17 protein-coding genes are annotated in these 22,955 nt (G+C 41.9%); 11 read left to right on the top strand and 6 right to left on the bottom strand.

From position 1 onward, the window contains the following. Positions 1-2: 2 nt before the first annotated feature. The 4 genes from QWZ08_RS01795 (at position 3) to cysM (ending at position 6,119) form a co-directional block, all read left to right on the top strand. Entirely contained in the window at positions 3-3,215 is a 3,213-nt protein-coding gene (locus tag QWZ08_RS01795; RefSeq protein ID WP_290335466.1) for an efflux RND transporter permease subunit, read from the top strand. 10 nt (positions 3,216-3,225) lie between these two features. Beyond that, positions 3,226-4,293: an efflux RND transporter periplasmic adaptor subunit gene (locus tag QWZ08_RS01800; RefSeq protein ID WP_290335467.1), complete on the top strand. Its 1,068-nt coding sequence runs from the start codon at positions 3,226-3,228 to the stop codon at positions 4,291-4,293. A gap of 71 nt (positions 4,294-4,364) precedes the next feature. Next, on the top strand, positions 4,365-5,117 hold the full coding sequence (locus tag QWZ08_RS01805) for a DUF2490 domain-containing protein (RefSeq protein WP_290335468.1): 753 nt from the start codon (positions 4,365-4,367) through the stop codon (positions 5,115-5,117). Positions 5,118-5,237: 120 nt separating this feature from the next. Further along, positions 5,238-6,119: a cysteine synthase CysM gene (gene cysM / locus QWZ08_RS01810; RefSeq protein WP_290335469.1), complete on the top strand. Its 882-nt coding sequence runs from the start codon at positions 5,238-5,240 to the stop codon at positions 6,117-6,119. Between the two features lie 23 nt (positions 6,120-6,142). Here the strand turns inward: cysM and QWZ08_RS01815 are convergent, their stop codons facing one another. From QWZ08_RS01815 to QWZ08_RS01830, 4 genes are all read right to left on the bottom strand, one after another. Continuing rightward, the gene (locus tag QWZ08_RS01815) at positions 6,143-7,171 is read right to left on the bottom strand and encodes a PAS domain-containing sensor histidine kinase (protein ID WP_290335470.1); all 1,029 of its coding nucleotides are present in this window, start codon (positions 7,169-7,171) and stop codon (positions 6,143-6,145) included. Between the two features lie 537 nt (positions 7,172-7,708). Continuing rightward, a complete protein-coding gene (locus QWZ08_RS01820) occupies positions 7,709-8,602 on the bottom strand; it encodes a T9SS type A sorting domain-containing protein (RefSeq protein WP_290335471.1) in 894 nt (297 codons plus the stop codon). 335 nt (positions 8,603-8,937) lie between these two features. Continuing rightward, a complete protein-coding gene (locus QWZ08_RS01825) occupies positions 8,938-9,618 on the bottom strand; it encodes an ABC transporter ATP-binding protein (RefSeq protein WP_290335472.1) in 681 nt (226 codons plus the stop codon). Beyond that, on the bottom strand, positions 9,615-10,535 hold the full coding sequence (locus tag QWZ08_RS01830) for a hypothetical protein (RefSeq protein WP_290335473.1): 921 nt from the start codon (positions 10,533-10,535) through the stop codon (positions 9,615-9,617). The genes QWZ08_RS01825 and QWZ08_RS01830 overlap by 4 nt, the downstream gene beginning before the upstream one ends. A 305-nt stretch (positions 10,536-10,840) precedes the next feature. Here QWZ08_RS01830 and QWZ08_RS01835 point away from each other — a divergent pair, with 305 nt between their 5' ends. Further along, positions 10,841-11,707 carry a hypothetical protein gene (locus QWZ08_RS01835; RefSeq protein ID WP_290335474.1) on the top strand — a complete coding sequence of 289 codons (867 nt, stop codon included), beginning with the start codon at positions 10,841-10,843 and terminating at the stop codon, positions 11,705-11,707. A gap of 474 nt (positions 11,708-12,181) precedes the next feature. On the opposite strand, the gene secA is transcribed toward QWZ08_RS01835, so the two are convergent. Both secA and QWZ08_RS01845 read right to left on the bottom strand, forming a co-directional pair. After that, positions 12,182-15,523 (bottom strand): preprotein translocase subunit SecA, encoded by a 3,342-nt coding sequence (secA, locus tag QWZ08_RS01840; RefSeq protein ID WP_290335475.1) that lies wholly within the window; start codon positions 15,521-15,523, stop codon positions 12,182-12,184. Positions 15,524-15,816: 293 nt separating this feature from the next. Next, positions 15,817-16,164: a hypothetical protein gene (locus QWZ08_RS01845; RefSeq protein ID WP_290335476.1), complete on the bottom strand. Its 348-nt coding sequence runs from the start codon at positions 16,162-16,164 to the stop codon at positions 15,817-15,819. A gap of 365 nt (positions 16,165-16,529) precedes the next feature. Between QWZ08_RS01845 and atpG the strand changes: the two genes are divergently transcribed. From atpG to QWZ08_RS01875, 6 genes are all read left to right on the top strand, one after another. Further along, positions 16,530-17,411, top strand: coding sequence for an ATP synthase F1 subunit gamma (gene atpG, locus QWZ08_RS01850; RefSeq protein ID WP_290335477.1), 882 nt, complete (start codon positions 16,530-16,532; stop codon positions 17,409-17,411). A gap of 114 nt (positions 17,412-17,525) precedes the next feature. Continuing rightward, a complete protein-coding gene (scpB, locus tag QWZ08_RS01855) occupies positions 17,526-18,362 on the top strand; it encodes an SMC-Scp complex subunit ScpB (protein WP_290335478.1) in 837 nt (278 codons plus the stop codon). 27 nt (positions 18,363-18,389) lie between these two features. Next, the gene (lysA, locus tag QWZ08_RS01860; RefSeq protein WP_290335479.1) at positions 18,390-19,676 is read left to right on the top strand and encodes a diaminopimelate decarboxylase; all 1,287 of its coding nucleotides are present in this window, start codon (positions 18,390-18,392) and stop codon (positions 19,674-19,676) included. Positions 19,677-19,878: 202 nt separating this feature from the next. Continuing rightward, positions 19,879-20,286 (top strand): DoxX-related protein, encoded by a 408-nt coding sequence (locus tag QWZ08_RS01865; RefSeq protein WP_290335480.1) that lies wholly within the window; start codon positions 19,879-19,881, stop codon positions 20,284-20,286. A gap of 191 nt (positions 20,287-20,477) precedes the next feature. Continuing rightward, complete coding sequence (locus QWZ08_RS01870) at positions 20,478-21,677, top strand: MFS transporter (RefSeq protein WP_290335481.1); 1,200 nt, start codon at positions 20,478-20,480, stop codon at positions 21,675-21,677. Between the two features lie 311 nt (positions 21,678-21,988). Further along, positions 21,989-22,441 (top strand): DoxX family protein, encoded by a 453-nt coding sequence (locus tag QWZ08_RS01875; protein ID WP_290335483.1) that lies wholly within the window; start codon positions 21,989-21,991, stop codon positions 22,439-22,441. Positions 22,442-22,955: the final 514 nt, after the last annotated feature.

Raw genomic sequence — 22,955 nt, forward strand, 5'->3', positions numbered from 1 at the left:
TTATGGTACGAGCAGCATTAAAAAGGCCCATTACCATAATGGTACTTTTTACAGGATTGTTGTTGTTTTCTTTTATGGCGATCAGGAAAATACCGATTGATATTTTTCCCAAACTGAACCTGCCAACAATCTATGTAATTGAATCTTATGGTGGCATGAGTCCGCAACAAATGGAAGGCTTTTTCGCCACCCGTTTGCAGGACCAGTTTTTATACGTTAATGGTATAAAAAATATGGAAAGTAAAAACATACAGGGCCTTACCCTGATAAAACTTTCCTTTTACGAAGGCACCGATATGGCCGAAGCATCGGCGCAGGTTGCCTTGCAGGTGAACAGGGCCTCCAAGTTTTTCCCACCCGGTGCATTGCCGCCGCAGGTGATCCGCTTTGATGCCTCTTCATTGCCCGTGGGGCAGCTGGTTTTCAGCAGCCCGACAAAATCTTTAAAGGAAATTTATGATCTTGCCGTAACACGTGTGCGGCCAATGTTTTCTACCGTTTCCGGCTTGTCGGCACCACCCCCATTTGGCGCCAACTCAAGATCGGTTGTGGTAAGTGTTGATCCCGAAAAATTACGCCGCTATAATTTATCACCCGACCAGGTAGTGGAGGCGATTTCCAGGAGCAATAGTATGAGTCCATCAGGTAATTTACGGGTGGATAGCATGATGTATGTAACTACGGTAAATTCACTGGAAGAAAAAGTACAGCAGTTCGAAGACATTCCCATAACAACAGATGGTGCTTCCGCAGTATTTATACACGATATCGGCACCGTTGCAGATGCAGCCGATGTAACCGTAGATTATGCGCTCATCAACGGCAAACGTTCGGTATATATTCCAGTGGTAAAAACGGCTGATGCTTCTACCTGGGCTGTGGTGCAATCCTTAAAAAGCAAACTCCCCGAAATGCAAAGCCTGTTGCCGGATGATGTCAATATCGGGTACGAATTTGACCAGTCGGTATTTGTAATCAACGCTGTAAAAAGTTTGATGACGGAAGGTATACTGGGCGCTATTCTTACGGGCCTGATGGTATTATTGTTTTTAAAGGATTGGAGAAGCAGTTTGGTCGTGGTGATTACTATCCCCGTGGCCATATTGAGCAGTGTATTGTTTCTCAATCTTGCAGGGCAATCTATCAATATCATGACGCTGAGTGGCCTTGCATTGGCCATTGGAGTATTGGTTGACCAGGCCACGGTAACCATTGAAAATATACACCAGCACCTGGAGATGGGCAAGAATAAACGGCAGGCCATCCTGGATGCCTGTGAAGAAATTTCTTTTCCGTTGTTGCTGATCTTATTGTGTATCCTCGCCGTTTTTGCGCCGTCTTTTGTTATGAATGGCGTACCGAAAGCCATGTTTCTTCCCTTGTCTTTATCCATCGGTTTTGCCATGATCGTGTCGTTTATCGCTGCCCAAACATTGGTGCCGGTTATTGCCAACTGGCTATTAAAAGAAGGCATGTTCCAGTACCATCATGAGCAGTCACACGCTCACGCAGGACTTGCTTTGGATGATACAGAAATCACCGAAATCAACCTGCACAATGCCGAGGATAAAAAGCATCCGGAGGAGAACGGGTTTTTTCAACGCATAAAAATGTCGCTTGCAAACAGGCTTGAAAACTGGATGCCCAACAGGAAACCCATCGTGTTGGTATACCTTGTTTTATCATTGGTAGCAGCAGGCGCCTGTTTTGTTTTTATCGGAAAAGATTTGTTGCCGAAAACCAATAACGGTCAGTTACAGATAAGGATTAAAGAACCGGATGGAACAAGGCTGGAGCAAACCGAAAGAGCTACCAAAGGTGTGCTGGCGGTGATTGATAAAACCACCAACGGCAATGTAAAAATCAGTTCCGCCTATGTGGGCCTGATCCCCAGCAGTTATGGATCCAGTAATCTTTATATTTTTAACAGCGGTACACATGAAGCCATTCTGCAGATTAACCTGGAAGAGAATTACAAGGCCAACCTGGATGAATTAAAAGATAAACTCCGGCAGAATATAAAAGCGGCTTACCCCTTACTCAACATCTCTTTTGAACCCATTGAGTTAACAGAAAAGATCATGGCCCAGGGTGCTTCCACACCTATTGAAGTGAGGGTGGCAGGTAAAAATTTCGATGAACTAAAGTTGTATGCGGAAAGGCTGGTGGATAGCCTGAAACAAATCAGTTACCTGCGGGATGTACAGATAGCGCAGCCATTAAAATTCCCTACCATTAAAATCAATATTGATCGTTTTCGTTTGGCGCAGATGGGGCTCAACCTGAACGAAGTGGCCAGGAGTATTACCGATGCTACTTCTTCCAGCCGCTTTACAGAAAAAGTACAATGGCTTGACCAGAAAGTTGCTTACACTTACCAGGTACAGGTACAGGTGCCGGAATACCTGATGAACTCCATTGAACAATTACAATCTATTTCGCTGGTAAAAGGAAAATCAAGACCCATTTTATCTGACATTGCACAAATGACGGTGGATACATTGCCAGGTGAATATGACCGTGCCGGACCACGCCGTTTTTTAACAGTGAGTGCCAACATTTATAAAAAAGATCTCGGCACGGCAACCACAGCAGTGCAAAAAACCATCACGGCGTTAGGTACACCGCCAAAGGGATTGGTAGCCGATGTAAAAGGCATGTCATCTTTATTAACAGAAACGCTGGACTCGTTACAAACAGGTTTGCTGGTAGCCATCGTGGTGATATTGTTGTTGCTCGCCGCTAATTATCAATCCTTTGGCGTATCTGTTGCGGTACTATCAACCATACCGGCTGTTTTGCTGGGTGCGTTGTTGTTGCTGCTGGCAACAGGAGCAACGCTGAATCTGCAATCGTACATGGGTATTATTATGAGTACGGGTGTATCGGTAGCCAACGCCATCCTGATTGTAACCAACGCAGAGGCTTTGCGTTTGCAATACAAAAATCCTTTTAAAGCAGCAACAGTAGCAGCCAGCGTTCGCTTACGCCCGATTTTAATGACAAGCCTTGCCATGATTGCCGGTATGATACCCATGGCCAGCGGGCTGGGTGAAGCAGGCGATCAATCTGCACCGTTGGGTCGTGCAGTAATCGGTGGTCTCATTGCTTCCACATTTGCGGCCTTATTTATCGTGCCACTGGTATATGGCTGGGTTCGGCAGAAAGCGTCTTTTGGATCCGTGTCTTTATTACCAGAAAATAGTAACAACTAAATTTATCAACATGAAATATTTTATTTTTTCCTTTTTATTTTTCGGGCTTTATTCCTGCTCGTCCAACAATGCAGCGCCCAATAAAACCATAGAGCCGAAAGCCGCTGCAACTAAGTATACGCTCGCTACAGTTGAAAAGGGTGGCGTGGCATCTACTATAAAACTGCCCGCACAACTGGCAGCCTTCCAGGAAGTGAGCATATTTCCTAAAGTGAACGGTTATGTAAAGTCGGTACAGGTAGATATTGGTTCCAGGGTTACGAAAGGCACGGTGCTGATGGTACTTGAGGCGCCGGAATTGGTGCAGGCTGCTTTACAGGCAAGGGAAAAGTATGCCCGCACAAAAGCAGATTTTGCAATAGATAAAGAACGCTACCAGCGACTGCTGGAAGCGGCTAAAACAGCCGGTGCCATTTCTCCTCTCGATCTGAGCAGCATAAAAGCAAAAATGGAGGCAGACAGTGCGGTAAGCAATGCAGAAAAAGCCAACTGGCAAATGCAGCAAACCATGCTGGATTACTTAAAAGTAGTGGCGCCTTTCGCCGGTGTTATTACCGAAAGAAACGTGCATCCCGGGGCGCTGGTAAGTGCATCAGTGAAAGACAAACCCATGCTGGAATTGAAACAAATTGATCATCTTCGTTTACAGGTAGACATACCCGAGGCATTGGCGGGCAACCTGAAAAATAAAGACACGGTATCTTTTTACGTTAGCGCCCTGCAAGGCAAGAAACTTACCGGCAATATCAACCGTTCTTCCATGAATGTAAACGCACAATACCGCAGCGAACGAATGGAAGTGGATGTGCCCAACAAGGAAGGCGCACTGGCGCCCGGTATGTTTGCAGACATGCTGTTGTATTCCAAAGGAAATGTGGAAGCATTGTTCGTTCCAAAATCCGCTGTTGTTACTTCAACCGAAAGAAAATATGTGCTGGTGATGAATGGTGATAAAATCACCAAAGTAGATGTCAGCACGGGCAATCAGACGGCCAACAAAATTGAAGTATTTGGTGCGCTGAAAGCCGGCGACCAGGTGATTGCGGTAGCCAATGATGAAATAAAGGAAACAACCTGACCTTGTTGGGAGGCATTTTATATAAAAAAGAGTGCGCTATATTTGCACTCTTTTTTATATAAATTTTTTGAATGCTGAAATATATTTTTTCGTGGCTGGTGGTTTTCTTTACGGGAATTGTATCGATGGCGCAAACAACTAAAAAAGTACAGCACCTGAATGAAGCATGGTTTGCCTATTTTAATCAAACAAGAATCAGTAATAAGTGGGGTACATGGACTGATTTTCAGTTGCGCACAAAAGAAGATTTTGTAAATAATTTTTCTGTTGATATTGTTCGTGTCGGTGTTACGTATTATGTTTCCAATAGTGTTAAAGCAACGGCGGGATTTGCCTGGGCTAATTATTTTCCGCAAGACAATCATAAACTGATTTCGCAAAAAGAACGTCGCCCCTGGCAGCAATTGCAATGGGATGCAAGGTATGGGAGAAAAAGAATGGTGCATTGGATTAGGTTGGAGGAAAGGTATCGTCAAAAAATTTTAAACGACAGTACACTTGGCAACGGCTATAATTTTAATTACAGGCTGCGTTACAACTGGCGTTACGAGTTACCCCTTGATAAAAAGGAGACGAAACCCGGTGCCATTACGCTGATAATAAACGATGAAATCAATGTAAATGCGGGCAGGCAGATTGTGTATAATTACTTTGACCAAAACCGTTTTTATACCGGGTTTAAGGTGCAGACAAGTGCAGTGTCAAATTTTCAATTTGGATACCTTAATATCTGGCAGCAGCTGGCTGCCGGCAATCAATACAAAAGTGTAAATGTCATCCGGCTGTCGTATTATCAAAGTTTCGACTTAAGGGATAGAAAATAGAATTGATTGTAACTTATTGATATGTATTAACTATTGTTAAATTGTATTGATTACCTGATAACGTAAACGATCAATTAATTTGGTGTTGTACCTTAGAAATTCATTTAGCAAAAGAAGTATATGGCAGGTATTTTAGAATTAGTAGGCAATACACCTATGGTTAAACTAGACCAGGTAAGTGTAAATAAGAATGTAAGTATTTATGCCAAGCTGGAGGGTAATAATCCAGGAGGAAGTGTTAAGGACCGGGCCGCCTACGGCATGATTAAAGGCGCATTGGACCGCGGCGAAATAACACAAGGTATTACGCTGATAGAAGCCACCAGCGGCAATACCGGTATTGCATTGGCGATGATAGCCAGTTTATTTAAAGTACCGATAGAATTGGTAATGCCTGAAAATTCTACCCGTGAAAGAGTGCTCACCATGCAGGCCTTTGGAGCCAGGGTAATTCTTACACCGAAGGAACGGTCTATTGAGGGCAGTATTGATTATGCCAATGCCCAGGTAGCAAAAGGTGGTTATTTTATGCTGAACCAGTTTGGTAATCCAGATAATGCCGGCATGCACTATAAAACTACGGGTCCCGAAATTTGGCGGGATACGGCAGGCACCATCACTCATTTTGTATCTGCCATGGGTACCACTGGTACTATTATGGGCGTATCAAGATACTTAAAGGAACAAAATACCGGCATCCAGATTGTCGGCTGCCAGCCAACTGACGGATCACAGATTCCCGGCATTCGCAAATGGCCGGAAGCCTATTTGCCGAAAATATTCGACCGTAACAGGGTAGATCGTATTATTGAAGTTGATGAAAAAGATGCCCGTAAAATGACAAAAAAACTGGCCAGGGAAGAGGCTGTGTTTAGCGGGTTAAGCAGTGGCGGCGCAGTACATGCTGCTATTGAATTGTCAAAAGAGTTAACGTCTGGGGTAATTGTAGCTATCATCTGCGATAGGGGAGATCGTTATTTGTCTTCGGATATTTTTGACTGATGAAAAGCCAATCTCAGGTCCTTTTATTTTGCAATTGTAACAAATATTCCAGTGCCTGTTTCAGGTTCACTTTCAATAAGTAACTCGCCATTGATAGAGTTTACGCGTTCCCGCATACTTACAAAGCCCGGTGTTTCTTTCTGCTGGGTAATATCAAATCCATCACCATCATCTTTGATAGAAAGCCTGATTTTATCATTGACTTCTTCAATCCTGATGTGTACACTTTTGGCGTTGGCATGGTCCTGCACATTTTTTAACGACTCCTGGCAAATCCGAAAAAAATCTGTTTGAATTTCCTTGGTTAACAGTTCTTCCGAATAGTTATTGTTAAATGTACATGGTATATTATGTAACAGGGAAAATTCTGTAGAAAGCCATTCCAGTGCAGCATTCAGGCCGAATTCATGCAATACGTTCGGACTAATGGAAAAAGAAATCCGCTGCAGTGTTTTAATCAGCATTTGGGAAATAACCAAAGCTTTTTCTACCGCCACTTTGGAAGGCTCCGGTAGCAAAGGCGTGTTCATAGCAACAGATTCAATATTCATTTTAATGGCGGCTGTCAATTGTGCCAGTTCTTCATGCAATTCGTAGGTCAGGTATTTTCTGTCTTTTTCAATATCACTTTTAAAATGGGCCGTTAAATTTTTAAATTTGTTGTACTGCTGCTCGATATCCGTTTCTGCCAGTTTCCTTTCCGTAATGTCTTTTGCGGTGGCGAACACCAATCCGCTTTTGGAGAAATACAGGGAAGTCCATTCCAACCATATGATGTCTCCTTTTTTTGAAATATACCTGTTTACAAAGTTGTGCAGCACTTTGCCGCTCAATAAAGCTGACCGGTGTTTATGGGTGATTTTTTTGTCATCTTCATGTATGAATGTAGAAATAGGTTGCGACAGCAGTTCATCAATGGTGTATCCCATTTTTTTAATTACCACCTCGTTTACCGATTTGAAAAATCCATCCCTGCCTGCTATACAAACCAGGTCAGGCGATTGCTCAAAAAATGCGGATAATTCTATTTCAGAGTTCATTAAGTTCGTCATGGTATATGAATGTACGGAAAATCAGTAGGGAATAACCGTTAGTATAAATTGATTAAAGAATATGTTAAGCTGAAAGCGTTTCACCAGACGCTGATTAAATATTTATTGTCCCTATTTGAAATTGCTTAAATATTTATTGAAATTGATTTATATTTTAATAAAAAACAAATTATTAACTAATAAAAGCGAAAATTTAAATCTAAGAACATTATTCCCGGCTAATGCAAACCATTTAAATACCGGTTTTAAATTGCATGTTGCGGGTGCCCATAACTCATCTCCTCTTAACCGGTATGCCGAGAAAAACACACCTCCTGCAATTTAGGTTCGGTGCAAAAAGATCGGTTTAAGCGCTTCGTTAACACTTTACTTTAAAGCCCTGGTTCCGGTTGAGGATAAGAAAAGCTATATCTAAAATTTGGGTTAATGTAAAAGACTTCCACGCCAGGTAACTCATTTTTTTGGATGGGTTAACTGCTGATGAAACGAAAGGCTGCCTGATAGGCAGCCTTTGGGATTTTAAAAGCGGGTTGGTTTTTATTGAACAATGGTTAAAGTTTTTGTAAGTGCTTCACCTGAATTATTCGTAACAATCCGTACCCTGTACAGGCCCGGTTGCAGGTTGCTTAATTCTATCGTACTGCTTGACCTCACACTGATCGATCTTACCTGCCTTCCGGAGTTATCAATTACCTGTATGGTTGAAGGTTGTGTAATATCACCTAAAGCAATTTTGGTATTCCTTGTAGCAGGGTTCGGGAAAATAGTAAAGTCAAATGAAGCACCGGCGCTACGTACTACCCGAATTTCGCTATAAGCAATTGCGGCATCACTGCTCACCATTTTTAAACGATATTCAGCTGTGGTTTGTTCTTTTGAAATATCAGTGTAACTATAGCTGCTGCCGGTTTCTTTATTGGCCGCTGCAATGCTGCCGACGGTTACAAAGCTGTTACCGGATTTTTTTTGTATTTCAAAAAGCCGGGCATTTATCTCAACGGCGGTTTGCCAGTTAAGGATCACACTGTTATTGTTCCTGGTTGCTGTAAATGTCTTGATGCCAATTGGTAAAATTCCACCTTCGGGTACATTGCAACCAAACGGATCTGTTGATCCGGGGTTGTGAAAATAGATCGCCCAGGTTGACGCTGGCGGCATATTTCCACCCACCACACAGTAGCCTATAAAGCCCTGGGAGCTGCATTTAGAAGCATCTGGCGAAGCAAAAGTAATGTTGGTTTTTACTCCATTGGAGTAAACCGAATCGATGATTGGAATGGATGGCGGACAGGTTGTATAATACAGTTTTAATTGTCCGTCAGAGCAGGCTCCATTACCATTGTTACGTCTGAAATAATCAGGACAAACAGATTGGGCGAAACTAACCGTGGCTATTAAAACCAGGGCAAGAGTAGATGTAAAAAATTTCATTTTGCAAATTTTAGAGGTTTAAATATTTATTTCGTTTGTAACGGAAATAAAGAATCTTAAAAAGTGCTATTCACAAAATTGGAAATTAAATATCGGCTGTACAACTGCGTAAAGCAATGTATTAATGAATCTGTAACGGGGTTAATCAGTAACGGGAGACCTGGAAGAAAAAGCGAAAGGGATGATAATTAATAGGAGATTGAGGTAATGCGTTTGTAAGGTGTTCTTGTGTAGTGCAAAGATAGAATCATTTTTTTACTGACCAAATTTTTTAGAATTTTTTCGTCGAAAAATGATCGCAGTAAGCTTCCTGAAAAAATTTCCATGGCTGCTTATTATTTAAGTTTCAGCTGTTCAATTTTATTGCCGACCGTGAAGTTTATTAATTCTTGTTCCAACAGCGAAAATTCTGTCTTCAAAACTTTTTTTACAAATGTTCCATTACCAAGTAGATAGATTTCGTCGCATGTAGCATTGAGCGTTGAAAATATATGCGATGAAATCAGGATGATTTTATTGAGAGATTTTAGCTGGTGAATAATTTCCGTAATGAGGATGTTGCTGTGAATGTCAACACCATTAAAGGGTTCATCCAAAATCAGTATTTCATTTTCCTGCATCAGGATGGCCATAAGAGCCAGTTTCTTTTTCATACCGGTAGAGTAAGTGGCGGCATATTCATTCAACGGCAAGCCAAAGATATTTTTACTATCAATGTCGGTCACCCTGATGTTTCTTGCATTGCACATCAGTTGCAGGTATTCCCTGCCGGTTATTTTTGAAAAGAAGTAAGGCTCTGTCTGAAGCAAACCGATATGGTTTTTTAACGGATTAAACTCGCTGTTTATATGGCCTGAATACGCTTGTATCCCTGCTATGCACCTAAAAAACGTTGTTTTACCAGAACCGTTTTCGCCCACAATCCCATAAACCTTTCCTTTAGAAAAATGAGCATGCACATTATTGAGTACATTGTTACTGCCAAAAGAAATTGATACATTTTCAATGGATATCATCGCAATAAATTGTTCAGTTTTTTAAGGGAACGGATGTAAAAATAAGGTATTATCAAAATCAGCAAGGGTGCAAACAGTATACCTGCAACGAGCAATATAACCTGCGGCAATTCGACAGGTTGTGGAAAGGCAGAATACTTTGCGCAGATAGCGGTTGCCAGGTAAATATGGCCCAGGCAAAAAAATAATCCAATTATGTTTAGGTGGGGGGGATAACAAATGCCCAGGGCAATTGCAGCGGGAAGTGTTAACAATGAGGCCTGCCATGCTGCCGTTGCAATTTTTTGTTTTAAAAACTGATGCGGTGTTAATGAATATACCCAAACATAAAAGCCGGTTTCCATTTCCTGATAAAATGAAATGCACAATAAAAAAATGGCCGTCAGCGCAACCACGCCAAGGTTGAAGTTATGTACTACAATAGCCATAATTGTAAACAGGTAGCAACATAGCAACGCCGGCCACATTTTTCTGAAACCCGCGATAAATTCAAACGGCTTTTTATAAAACGGCGTTGGAATAATGAACTGTAACTTGCTTTTAAAACTGATGAATGCGGTTGCGGTTGCAAGCGCCAATAAAATACCAGCTGACGCAACACAGTTTTTGCAAATCAGGAAAATAAGAAACGGCAACACGACCAAAATATTTTCACCTAATCTTACCCGGTAATAATCACCTTGTTTAAAACAGGATCTTAAAAAATTATTTCTATCGCTGCTTGTAAAATTGACAGTAAGGCTTACAGCCATCAATATGTAGATGTACCGGGCAAATGCCGTTTTATGAAACAGGTAAAAAGAAAGGCCAATAAAAACGGCCGGCAAAACAATCCATGCTGCAGCCGCTGGCACGCCAAAGTCTGCCAGTTGCCTGTTAAGCATTTTGTATTGCAGGGCAAAATAATTTTTGATCATGAATTTTGTATTGTTGCCACGGTTCGTGTTGCTAAGAAATTGTACTTCCAGGCAATTTTTATTTTTTCATTTTGCAATGCCTGCAAGGTCATACTTTTTTATTGATATTTTGGCTACCTCGCTTATACGCAGATCTTCAGACCCCATACTTTTCAAATATATGCGACTACCTGTAAAAAAATAGCAACAGCCTCAAGCAACCTAATTATCAAAACCTGCGTTCCTTATTCCAGTACTACTTTTTCAGGCCTGAATAAAGCACTAATTCCAACCAAACAACTTAAAGTATTCTCAAAAAAAATATCATGAAAAAAAATATTTTTCTACTGACAGCCTGTGCCTTGTTTGCACTGCAATTTTCGGCCTGTAAAAAAAGCGATCCTGCTGCAATACCTCCACGTACCGATATACACCTGGATTCTACCAATGCGCTTGGCAGCCATATTGTAGACAAGGACGGTAAGACTTTGTACTATTTTTCAAACGATGTAAATGGTCAGTCCAACTGTACCGGTGGATGTTTAACCAACTGGCCGGTATTTGCGGCAGACAGTACTACCACTACGTTTGGGACAGGTTTGCAAGCCACTGATTTCAAAACAATTTTAACCAGTACAGGCGCCAAACAAACTACCTATAAAGGATGGCCTTTGTATTATTATTCACCGGGTGGCGTATTGGAAGCTGCCGGCCAAACAACCGGTGAAGGTGTTGGCAATATCTGGTTTGTAGCGAAGCCCAACTATTCAATCACCATTGCCAATTTCCAGTTGACAGGTGCGGACGGTAAAAATTATTTAAGCACTTATGCACCAGGTGATGGTCGCACGAGTTATTTCAGTGATGATAAAGGCAACACCTTATATGCTTTTGGAAGAGACAGCTTCCTGGTAAATAAGTTTACAAAAGCCGATTTTACCAATAATTCTTTCTGGCCGATTTATGAAACAGATAATATTACCGTGCCTTCTATACTGGATAAAACCTTGTTTGCGGTAATTACTTTTAATGGAAAAAAGCAATTGACCTACAATGGCTGGCCCTTGTATTATTTTGGCGGCGATGCACAAACAAGAGGATTTAATAAAGGTATCACTATTCCGCCAACACTGCCCGTTGGCTCGTTGTGGCCAATAGTAAATAAAACTTCTGCTGCCGCGCCGAAGCCGTAGTGTTTTGAATTTGAAATTAAAAGCCCGGCGATGTAACGCCGGGCTTTCTACAACGAAAAATTTTGATAAACATGCCCATCCCATCAATCGTCATCGTGACTCTGACCAGCCACTGGAGCATCATTAAAATGAGTTCTTGATAAAAGCAAGTATTCAATAAATAATTGGCGTGATGCTTTTCCTATTTGTTGTTTTTTGTTGCCTTGGCTTCAGCTATTGGTCAGGAGACGCAAGAGCGGCCTACTTTGACAGGGTGATTTTTCTTCTCGTACAGTAACACTAACAAGGGGAAACCAACACTTACTAATATTACGATTCGCACTCCGCTAAAATAAAATTTTCCCAAGGCGAAAATATACAAATGTGCGACGCCAATGCAGTACCACAAGGCTTCTTAGCCTGAACAGCAAAATTTGTCACGCAAAAAAAAGGCTAACGTTGCGGTTAGCCTTTTTAAATTATTGCTTAGTTTATTTACGCGTCTTTGCCATGGCAATTTTTGTACTTTTTGCCGCTTCCACAAGGGCAGGCGTCGTTCCTGCCGATCTTTGGTTCTACACGGATTGGTTCCTGCTTAATGGCGGGAGAGGGATCATTGTAATCATTTTCGTTGCTAATGTATTCTGGTCCACCGGTGCCGGATGCAGCGCCTGCAAACTCTTCCTTGCGCTGGCGCATTTTGCTCATGTCGGTTTTTTGTTCGCGGCCTTCTTTTATTTTGGCAGCATTGGTTTCTTCAGTGGGGATGGCGCAATGGCAAAGGAAACTTACGATGTCTTTATTAACCGCATCGTCCATTTGTTTAAAGGCGCTGAAGGCTTCAATTTTATAAATCACCAGCGGATCTTTTTGCTCGTAGCCTGCAGTTTGTACACTGTGGCGCAGATCGTCCATGGCACGTAAATGTTCTTTCCAGGCATCATCAATCAACGCCAGCGTAATGCTGCGTTCCAGCGCATTGGGCAGCTCGGCCCCTTCGCTGGCGATGGTTTTATCCAGGTTAGCAAGGGCCTGTATTTGTTTGCGGCCATCTGTAAATGGTACGGCTACATTTTCAATATGGCTGCCCTGTTCTTTACGAATGTTTTTTATAATGGGCAGCGTTTGTTGTGCTACGGCAACAACCTTGCGGTTATAATTGCTCTTGGCTTCATCGTACAATTTTTCTGCTACCTGTTGTATATTTCCTTTTTCCAGTTCCTCTTTGGTGATGGTAGTATCAATACCAAAGTTTACAATCACGGCGAGTTTAAAGTCTTCAAAATCGGCGCTTTCGCGGAAGGAATTGATGAGACCATCTGCAACAGAATAGAAGGCATTGTCCAGGTCAAGCGCCAGCCTTTCGCCAAACAAAGCGTGGTTGCGTTTGCTGTACACCACGTTACGCTGTTTGTTCATTACATCATCATACTCAAGCAAACGTTTACGGATGCCGAAGTTATTTTCTTCTACTTTTTTCTGCGCTCTTTCAATGCTCTTGCTGATCATGCTGTGCTGTATCACTTCGCCTTCCTTATAACCCATGCGGTCCATCATAGAAGCGATACGTTCGCTGCCGAACATGCGCATCAGGTCATCTTCCAGGCTTGCAAAAAACTGAGTGCTACCCGGATCTCCCTGGCGTCCGGCACGTCCACGCAACTGCCTGTCCACACGGCGGCTTTCATGCCGTTCGGTACCTACAATGGCCAACCCGCCTGCTTCTTTCACACCTGGCCCTAGTTTAATATCCGTACCACGACCGGCCATATTGGTGGCGATGGTTACGGCACCCGCCAAACCAGCTTCGGCAACTACCTGCGCTTCCTTAGCATGTTGTTTTGCGTTCAATACATTGTGCGGAATATTTTTTTGCTTCAGCATCCTGCTCAGCAATTCACTTATTTCTACAGAGGTTGTACCTACAAGTGAAGGACGTCCGGCAAGGCGTAAACGTTCTATTTCATCAATCACCGCCTTGTATTTTTCACGTTTGGTTTTGTACACCAAATCCTGTTCGTCTTTTCTTATGGCGGGCAAATTGGTGGGGATGGTTACCACATCTAATTTATAAATGTCCCATAACTCAGCGGCTTCCGTTTCAGCAGTACCGGTCATACCACAAAGCTTATGGTACATCCTGAAATAGTTTTGTAAAGTAACCGTAGCATACGTCTGTGTGCTGGCTTCAATCTTCACATTTTCTTTTGCTTCAATGGCTTGGTGCAAACCGTCGCTGTATCGTCTTCCATCGAGTATACGACCGGTTTGTTCATCCACAATTTTTACGGCTTCATCCAATACTACGTACTCGGTGTCTTTATCAAATAAAGTGTAGGCTTTTAATAATTGCTGTACCGTGTGTATGCGGTCAGCTTTTAAAGAGTATTCATTCAGCAGGGCTTCTTTCTGGCGCAGTTTTTCATCTGCATTCAGGCTGCTCTTTTCAATGTCGCTTAGTTTTACGCCGATATCCGGCAAAATAAAAAATTCAGGATCTTCCCCTGATTTAGTGATTAGGTTAATGCCCTTATCAGTTAAATCAACCTGGTTGTTTTTTTCATCAATCTGGAAGTAGAGTTCTTCATCTACCTTGGGCATTTCTTTCTGCTGATCTGCCAGGTAATAGTTTTCACTCTTTTGCAGTTTAACCCTGATGCCTGGTTCGCTCAGAAATTTAATCAGCGCACCATTTTTAGGTAAACCACGGTGGGCACGAAACAATGACAGACCGCCATCTTTGGGATCATCATTGCCTTCACCTATTTTTTTCTTGGCATCAATTAAAAATTGGTTCACAGCCTTGCGCTGGGCGTCCAGTAGTTTTTCAATGCGGGGTTTCAGGTCAAAAAACTGTTGCGTGTTATCGCTGTGACCAACTGGTCCGCTAATGATCAGCGGCGTACGGGCATCATCAATCAACACACTATCCACCTCATCCACCATGGCGAAATGATGTTTGCGCTGTACCATTTCATCGGGGCTGTGCACCATGTTATCCCTCAGGTAATCAAAACCAAATTCGTTGTTGGTACCATAGGTGATATCAGAGTTGTAAGCCGCTCTCCTGGCGTCACTATTGGGTTCATGCTTATCGATACAATCAACAGTTAATCCTAAAAATTCAAACAACGGGCCGTTCCATTCACTATCCCTTCTTGCGAGGTAATCGTTCACCGTTACTATATGAACCCCTTCTCCGCTTAGTGCATTGAGGTAAGCAGGTAAAGTACTTACCAGCGTTTTACCTTCACCGGTTGCCATCTCAGCGATTTTTCCGCTGTGCAATACCATACCACCAATCAGCTGTACATCGTAATGCACCATGTTCCAGGTAACATCACCACCAGCAGCCGTCCAGCGGTTGCTGAAGATGGCTTTATCGCCTTCAATGCGGATGTGTTTTTTTGTAACAGCCAATGTTTTGTCCAGTTCTGTTGCGGTACTTTCCAGCGTTGCATTTTCTTTAAAGCGGCGGGCGGTTTCTTTTACCACGGCAAAAGCTTCGGGCAAAATTTCCTGCAGCACTTCTTCTATTTTCTTATCCCTTTCTTTTTTAAGGGCATCAATTTCCTGGTAGATAATATCCTTTTGATTGATTTCTGCTACTGGTAAATTTTCCGCATCATTTTTTTTAGTGCTGATCTGCGCATCAATTTCTGCCAGGTGCTGGCGGATGCGTTGTTTAAATTCCTGGGTTTTGTTGCGCAAGCCATCGTTGGAGAGGGATTGATATTGTGCAAAAAAACGATTGATGGCTTCAACCTGGGGAGTGATTTTTTTTACATCTTTTTCACTTTTGTTGCCACCAAATATTTTCGATAAAAAACCTATCATAAAATTACTGTTATTGGTATATTAATATTATCGGGTTGATTTTCAATGTCAAATATGGTGCTTAAATACGGTAAAAGCCAAATTGACAGCAAGTCCCCTGTTTTGGAGGGGAGGCAAAGGTACAAATTAGTTGACAGTTAATTGGAGAACAGGCAATAGTAAATAGGCCACAGTAAGTAGTGAGTATTCAATGTCAACAGGCAATGGTGGACAGGCAATAATGACCGGGCGAATGCATGTAGTATAACATTACTCTCTAATCACCACTCACTACTGCTGACTTACTTATACGCTTAGTGGATAATCATTTGCGGTTTTTGAAAAATGTCCGGCTCAATATGAATCAGGCTGGTAACAGCAAAGCTGATCAGGTTGGCGATCACTGACATAGTAAATCCCTTTTTCCAGCCACAGCCGGTGAGCAACCAGAGGGCGATGCCTTCCCCGATTATTACTATGGCTTCAATTAAATATATGCTGATGTCGGTACTGATTTTTAGAATATGGGCTACGGGCCAGGAAATCAGGTTGACCATAAGGGCGTTCATTAATGCATCCGGTCTTTTCTTTCGCTTAAAAAAAAGTGCAATGATGGGTAACTCAAGAAGCAGGGTGAGGAAAAGATCCAATGCTAATCCCATTATAGAATATTGTTTGTTTTTTTAGTATTTTTTGGGTCTTTCAGCTTACGTGCAATGACTTTACCGACAAAAATATATTTAAAGATGTTTATTATAAGCTCAATTTGCAAGTATAGTCACTTATTTTTAAATAACGCGTTGCTTTCGGCAGAAGCCGGAAATAATACTATAGAATGGTTATTAAAGTCATGGATGCAATTGAATAAAAATCTTTGTAAATGGAAGTTAGCGGTCTGGTTTTGAGACCATCATTGTTTTATATATAGTGCAACTGGTGGTTTATTTGTTAATAACGGCGTTTTTGGATATGCTTTTTTGCCATACCTTTGCGGTCCGAAAACAACAACTTAATCAATTTACTTTATATGTCAGGAGCTTTAAAAGAAGTACGTAACCGGATTAAAAGTGTACAAAGTACCCAGCAAATAACAAAGGCCATGAAAATGGTAAGTGCAGCCAAGTTACGCCGTGCACAGGATGCGATTACACAAATGCGGCCCTATGCGCAGAAGCTGCAGGAAATGCTTAGCAACATTGTAAGCAATGGCGATGGCAATGTAAACATGGCGCTGGCGACTGAAAGACCAGCCGAAAAAATTATGATTATTGTTGTTACCAGCGACAGGGGATTGTGCGGCGGTTACAACAGTAACCTGATTAAGTTAACCCGTTCCCTGATTTTTGAAAAATATAAGACGCAATATGCCAAGGGCAATGTTACCATTTTGCCAATTGGTAAAAAAGGGTACGAGCACTTTTTGAAAAACGGATTTAAAGTGGTGGATAATTATTGGGGAATTTTCACCGGATTGAGTTTTGAAAAAGTACAGACTGCGGCTAAATATGCCATGGATGCTTTTGCCAATAAAGAAACTGATGTGGTGGAACTGGTTTTCAGTGAATTTAAAAATGCCGCCACGCAGCAGTTTATAGCCGAACAATTTTTACCTGTAGGCCGTGTTGCGAAAAAAGCAGGCGAAGCAAATGCCGATTTTATTTTTGAACCTGGCAAAGATGTGTTGATTGGCGAACTGATGCCGAAGATTTTAAACACCCAATTGTTTAAAGCAGTGCTGGATGGTAATGCAAGCGAACATGGTGCCCGGATGACAGCGATGGACAAAGCCAGCGATAATGCGAACGAATTGCTTAAATCACTCAAAATAAGTTACAACCGTGCAAGGCAGGCTGCCATTACTACTGAGTTAACAGAAATTGTAAGCGGTGCTGCAGCGTTGAATGGCTAACATCCCTCTCCGAGGCGGAAACGGAAAAGATAACATCTAACAAAATAAATTTTTATACCCCTTTAGGGGACAGGGGCGATGGAACTTTCACAGATAATACCACATATTGAAGCCTTGATTTTTGCAAGTGACAAGCCGCTCATTAATACGGAGCTGGTTGAACTGCTGAACAATGCGCTGGGGTTTATTGAAGACAGGGCCACCGTTGAACAGGTAGATGCAGCCATTGAAGGAATATTCGAAAAATACAGTGCCGAGTTTTATGCATTTGAGTTAAGGCAAAGCGGCGGCGGCTGGCAATTTTTAACAAAAAAGGCATACCACAAAACAGTTGCCCAGTTAAATGGAGACAAATTTTTAAAAAGGCTTTCGAATGCTGCACTTGAAACCCTTGCCATTATTGCATATAAGCAACCAATTGCTAAGAGTGAAATAGAAGCCATCCGAGGTGTTAACTGCGATTATGCGGTGCAAAAATTACTGGAAAAGGATTTGGTAATTATTTCCGGCCGAAACGAGGATGCGGTTGGTAAGCCGTTGATCTATGCTACTTCCAAATCTTTTATGGATTATTTTGGCATTAACAGCACCGCAGATTTACCCAAGATAAGTGAGGTACTGATGGAAGAACTGGTACAGGCAACATTGGTAAATCATACGCCCTTAACAGAGCCATATGTGCCTGATAATATGGCTGAATTAAACCAGCACAATGATTTTGCAAATGCTGATACAGCAGCAGACGAAAAGGAAATGGAACTGGATGAAAGTGCCGTGCTATTAATTGAAGAAGAAATGATTGTTACAACTGATGATACAGCCTTTGATGAAGAGAACAGTGTGATTGAAAATGATCAACAGGAAGAAGATGCTGCAGGAGATAAACAGGGCGAAGTAACAGGTGTTGCTTCAAAGGAAGATAAACCGGAAGAGCAACAATCGGAATCATAGATTTAAAAATAAATTTTTAAATAAGGTATGACGAAGATTGTTTCTCATACCTTTTTTTATGGCGGTTCAAAAATGAAAAATAAAATAAAACACACTACATCCAACATGGCAAAGAATTTAACACACGAGCAACTTATTGAAGTGGCCAACGAATTTGGCACTCCCGTTTATGTTTATCATGCCGAGCGCATTGCAGCGCAATATAAAAAGCTGCAGAAGGGTTTTGCCGGTTGCAACGCCCGTTTTTTCTATGCCTGTAAATCGCTGACCAATGTAAATATTTTAAAGTACATCCATTCAATAGGCGCTTCGCTGGATTGTGTAAGCATTAATGAAGTGAAACTTGGACTGATGGCAGGTTTTGCACCCAAAGATATTTTGTATACGCCCAACTGTGTAGACTTTGAAGAAATTGTAGCCGTAAAGGAATTGGGTGTCAACATCAACATCGATAACATTTCTATACTGGAACAGTTTGGCAATAATTTCGGTAGCTCTTACCCGGTTTGTATACGCCTGAATCCGCATATTATGGCGGGCGGAAATTACAAAATCTCTACCGGGCATATTGACAGTAAATTTGGCATTTCCATTCACCAGATGCGCCATATTGAACGCATTGTAAAGACAACCAAATTAAATGTTACAGGTATACATATGCATACCGGCAGCGAGATAAAAGACATCAATGTTTTTTTAGAAGGCCTGGCGGTGATGTTTGAACTGGCCAGCCATTTTCCCAATCTTGAATTTATTGACCTGGGCAGCGGCTTTAAAGTGCCTTATCAACCCGGTGATGCGGAAACAGATGTAAATGCGTTGGGCGAAAAAGTAGCGATTGCCTTCCAGGAATTTGAAAAAGAAACGGGCAGGAAATTACAGGTATGGTTTGAGCCGGGCAAATATTTAGTGAGCCAGTGCGGCTATTTTGTAGTAAAGGCGAATGTTATCAAACAAACCCCGGCCGCGGTTTTTGTGGGCGTCAACAGTGGGTTTAATCACCTGATACGTCCTATGATGTATGATGCCTATCACCACATCGAAAACATCAGCAATCCCAAAGGCGCCGAAAGGATTTACACAATCGTTGGTAACATTTGTGAAACAGATACTTTTGCCTGGGACAGAAAGCTAAATGAAGTGCGGGAAGGCGATTACCTTGTTTTTTACAATGCTGGCGCTTATGGTTTTGAAATGAGCAGCAATTTTAACAGTCGCTTAAAACCTGCCGAAGTAATGGTGATTGATGGCAAGGCAAAACTTATCCGCAAAAAAGATGAATTTGAAGACCTGCTGAAAAACCAGGTAATTTAACCGGCACAGCTAAAAATAATTATAACGCGGAAAACAAACCCCAGGTAAAATGGGGACTTGTTTTCCGCGTTTTGTTTTGCGCAACTAGCCGTCCCGTATTACCGGATGTATTGACACACAGTGCTTTCGTGCAAAAGAATATGGCCAAACAGTTGCATTCCGGCTTTAATTAATGTAACTTAATTGTCTAAAAACGATTGATATGAAAGTTCCACACGTCTTAGCCCGCTTAGCCATTTATTTACTTTCGCTTGTAATGATCATTTTCGGAATCCAGCATTTTTTACATCCCCGCGATCTTGTAAATTATGTACCACAATTTTTACCCGGCGGATTGATATGGGTCTATTTTGTTGGCATTGCTTTTATCCTGGTCGCTGCAGCATTTATTCTTAACAAGTGGGTAAAAGCCGCAGGCTACCTGCTGGCAGTGCTGCTTTTTATATTTGTACTCACCATTCACTTCCCAAATTTCATGAATGCAGGCAATGCCGAAGCGAAACAAATGGCATTGATTAGTCTGCTAAAAGATACCGCCATCGCCTGCTTTGCCTTGTACATCGGAGCCGGCGCACATCACCAGAAATTACATATGGAAGACAGTGACTAAAATTTTGTTTCACCCAAAGCAGACAAAGGATACCAAGAACCAACCGATGATTCAGCCGCAAATAGTCTTTTTTTGACAGTGAGCGGATACGCCGGTTCATTTCTTTGGTCCGGTTGTATTCTTATCGCCCTTTGTGTGATACAAAATAATACTATTTTTGAATAGCGGGCAGCGTTAATTCCGTTATTTAAATGATCAAAAACATTTCTTCTTTCATTAAAAACAAACCTGCACTGGCGGTAGGTTTTTTGTTCGCAACCTCCAGCCTTTTGTTTGGCACCTGGGTGGCAGCAATACCCACCATAAAACAGCGGCTAAATTTTGATGATGGCAGCCTCGGTTTGTCATTGCTGTTGTCGCCACTTGGTGCTATCAGTGGCATGCTGTTATCTACAAGAATATTCAGCAAAGTGCCTGTTGGCCGCTGGATGCTGAATGGTTACCGCTTGCTCTGCCTCCTCATGATATTGCAAATCAATTCGCTTAACAGGCCCATGTTTTGGCTGATACTATACCTTTATGGATTTTGCAGTTTTTTGAACGGTGTATCTGCAAATGCAACAGTAAACATCATGGAAAAAAAAGCAGGCCGCTTATTCATGAGCACTTGCCATGGCATGTATAGTTTGGGCGGTGCGGTAAGCGCCGGTTTGGCCGCATTACTCATTTCATTGCATATCGTGGCTGGATGGCAGATTGTAATTGTAGCCAGCACCATTTTAATCATTATCACGCTCAATCAAAAGCATTTACTCATACACCAGGATATTATTCACAGCCGTTCCGGAATTAAACTTCCCTCGCCAGCTATTTTGGGCATTTCCTTTATCTGCATGGTCACTTTTATGGCAGAGGGTTGTGTGGCCGACTGGAGCGCTATTTACCTGAAAGAAACGCTGCATGCGCACAAGGCGCTCATCAGCTTTGGCTACGCCGGTTTTTCAATTGCCATGACACTTGGAAGATTAAACGGCGACGGCCTCATCGCCTCCATTGGCAGTAAAAAAATCGTGATCACTGGCTGCCTGTTATCGGCAACAGGGTTTACCATTGTTGTATTGGCACCTGTGGTTCCCGTTGCCATACTTGGATATATCTTAATTGGTTTTGGCTCGTCCTGTATTGTGCCCGTTTTATTTAGTGCGGCGGCCAACATTCCGGGTACAAGCACCGTTGAAGGATTTGCTATGGTTACAACGGGCGGACTGATAGGCTTCCTCGCCGGACCTTCAATCATTGGCTTTATCTCAAAAATTTCTGATCTGTCAAAAGGCTTGTCGTTACTGATTGTAATGGCTTTACTGGCTGCAACCGTAGCGTGGAAAAATAAATTTTTCGCCGACAAAAAAACGGCTACACCGGAGCTGGAATATGATGAGCAGCTTTATTAATGATTCCATTTTAATAGTTTTTGCCCGGGCCAAAACAACAGCTCTGTGAAACAGCCGTTGCGTCGCACACTTGTACGTTTGTAGCATTGTGGTACACCTCTTAAATTCGCAGGTTCATTCGATTATCTGTAGCAACTGCAGTTTGCAAACTGTTGTATTATTAGCTTGGCTCCCTTTTTTACATACTCAAATTTTGCAGATGATACTGCTCTGTGCGGGTTATGAACACCTGAATAAAGTGCTTTGAAAAAAAGCAAAAAAGGCTTACATTTATAGCAGTTCTTTTTTTCTACATCCTAAAAATTTATGTTATGGACATTCTCCACCGGTTTGAATATTGGGGCGATCACCATCATCCTAAATGGGTAGATATTATACGCATCGCCCTGGGCGTATTCCTCTGTTACAAAGGCATCGACTTTCTCCGCAACACCAGTTTACTCATTAGTCTTATGTCGTCGGGCAGAGATACTTTTGGTTCTTTCCTTACGGTTTTACTGGCGCATGTAATTCCCTTTATTCATATTGTTGGCGGCATCATGCTGGTACTCGGTTTATTTACCCGTTTTGCCTGCCTGATACAAATACCTGTATTGATAGGCGCCATCATTTTCGTAAATATGGCTAAAGATGTATTACTTCCTTATTCCGAATTGTTTATTACAATTGTTGTGCTGCTATTGTTGGTTTATTTTTTAATTGCCGGCAACGGTCCGCTGGCATTTAAAATTGCGGAAGAAAAGAAACGGGGAACAGGAATGTAATAATGAAATTGGCCTTGCCGCAACAGGCCAATGCGCAATGTTATTTGGTTAAGGTTTTAATTGCCACGCTCTTGAGGGCGTGGATAAAAAATAGAAATAAGAAATTGGGCTTTAGCCCAAATAATAGTTTGGCTAAAGCCAATAAAACTAATAATTATTCTTGATTCCACGCCCTGAAGGGCGTGACAATTAAAATAGCAATGCTAAACTAAATGACATCAGGCCGCAGCCTGATGCGGGAGATTTTCCCAGGCACAAAATGCCATTATTTTTCATCCTCATTTTTTTAAAAGATAAATCTACGCTTCAATAAAAGCCGCTATAAAAAACAACCGTACAAGAGTGCGACGCCAATGAAGCTAAATTGAAAAATTGAAGCCCGGACAAAAATCTTTCCTTTTCCAGAAGATTGTTTTACAAATAGTTTAACAGCATTTATTTTTTCTGCATCTTGCGGATGTCAATATTTTATATAACATTTACATCAGCAAACCTAACAGTACCACCATCCTGG

The organism is Ferruginibacter paludis, assembly GCF_030409685.1.
In the GTDB taxonomy this organism is placed as follows: domain Bacteria; phylum Bacteroidota; class Bacteroidia; order Chitinophagales; family Chitinophagaceae; genus Ferruginibacter; species Ferruginibacter paludis.

Excerpts from the sequence above, each read along its gene's own strand:
- QWZ08_RS01795 (WP_290335466.1), top strand. The coding sequence starts at position 3 with ATGGTACGAGCAGCATTAAAAAGGCCCATTACCATAATGGTACTTTTT.
- QWZ08_RS01800 (WP_290335467.1), top strand. The coding sequence starts at position 3,226 with ATGAAATATTTTATTTTTTCCTTTTTATTTTTCGGGCTTTATTCCTGC.
- QWZ08_RS01805 (WP_290335468.1), top strand. The coding sequence starts at position 4,365 with ATGCTGAAATATATTTTTTCGTGGCTGGTGGTTTTCTTTACGGGAATT.
- cysM (WP_290335469.1), top strand. The coding sequence starts at position 5,238 with ATGGCAGGTATTTTAGAATTAGTAGGCAATACACCTATGGTTAAACTA.
- QWZ08_RS01815 (WP_290335470.1), bottom strand. The coding sequence starts at position 7,171 with ATGACGAACTTAATGAACTCTGAAATAGAATTATCCGCATTTTTTGAG.
- QWZ08_RS01820 (WP_290335471.1), bottom strand. The coding sequence starts at position 8,602 with ATGAAATTTTTTACATCTACTCTTGCCCTGGTTTTAATAGCCACGGTT.
- QWZ08_RS01825 (WP_290335472.1), bottom strand. The coding sequence starts at position 9,618 with ATGATATCCATTGAAAATGTATCAATTTCTTTTGGCAGTAACAATGTA.
- QWZ08_RS01830 (WP_290335473.1), bottom strand. The coding sequence starts at position 10,535 with ATGATCAAAAATTATTTTGCCCTGCAATACAAAATGCTTAACAGGCAA.
- QWZ08_RS01835 (WP_290335474.1), top strand. The coding sequence starts at position 10,841 with ATGAAAAAAAATATTTTTCTACTGACAGCCTGTGCCTTGTTTGCACTG.
- secA (WP_290335475.1), bottom strand. The coding sequence starts at position 15,523 with ATGATAGGTTTTTTATCGAAAATATTTGGTGGCAACAAAAGTGAAAAA.
- QWZ08_RS01845 (WP_290335476.1), bottom strand. The coding sequence starts at position 16,164 with ATGGGATTAGCATTGGATCTTTTCCTCACCCTGCTTCTTGAGTTACCC.
- atpG (WP_290335477.1), top strand. The coding sequence starts at position 16,530 with ATGTCAGGAGCTTTAAAAGAAGTACGTAACCGGATTAAAAGTGTACAA.
- lysA (WP_290335479.1), top strand. The coding sequence starts at position 18,390 with ATGACGAAGATTGTTTCTCATACCTTTTTTTATGGCGGTTCAAAAATG.
- QWZ08_RS01865 (WP_290335480.1), top strand. The coding sequence starts at position 19,879 with ATGAAAGTTCCACACGTCTTAGCCCGCTTAGCCATTTATTTACTTTCG.
- QWZ08_RS01870 (WP_290335481.1), top strand. The coding sequence starts at position 20,478 with ATGATCAAAAACATTTCTTCTTTCATTAAAAACAAACCTGCACTGGCG.
- QWZ08_RS01875 (WP_290335483.1), top strand. The coding sequence starts at position 21,989 with ATGGACATTCTCCACCGGTTTGAATATTGGGGCGATCACCATCATCCT.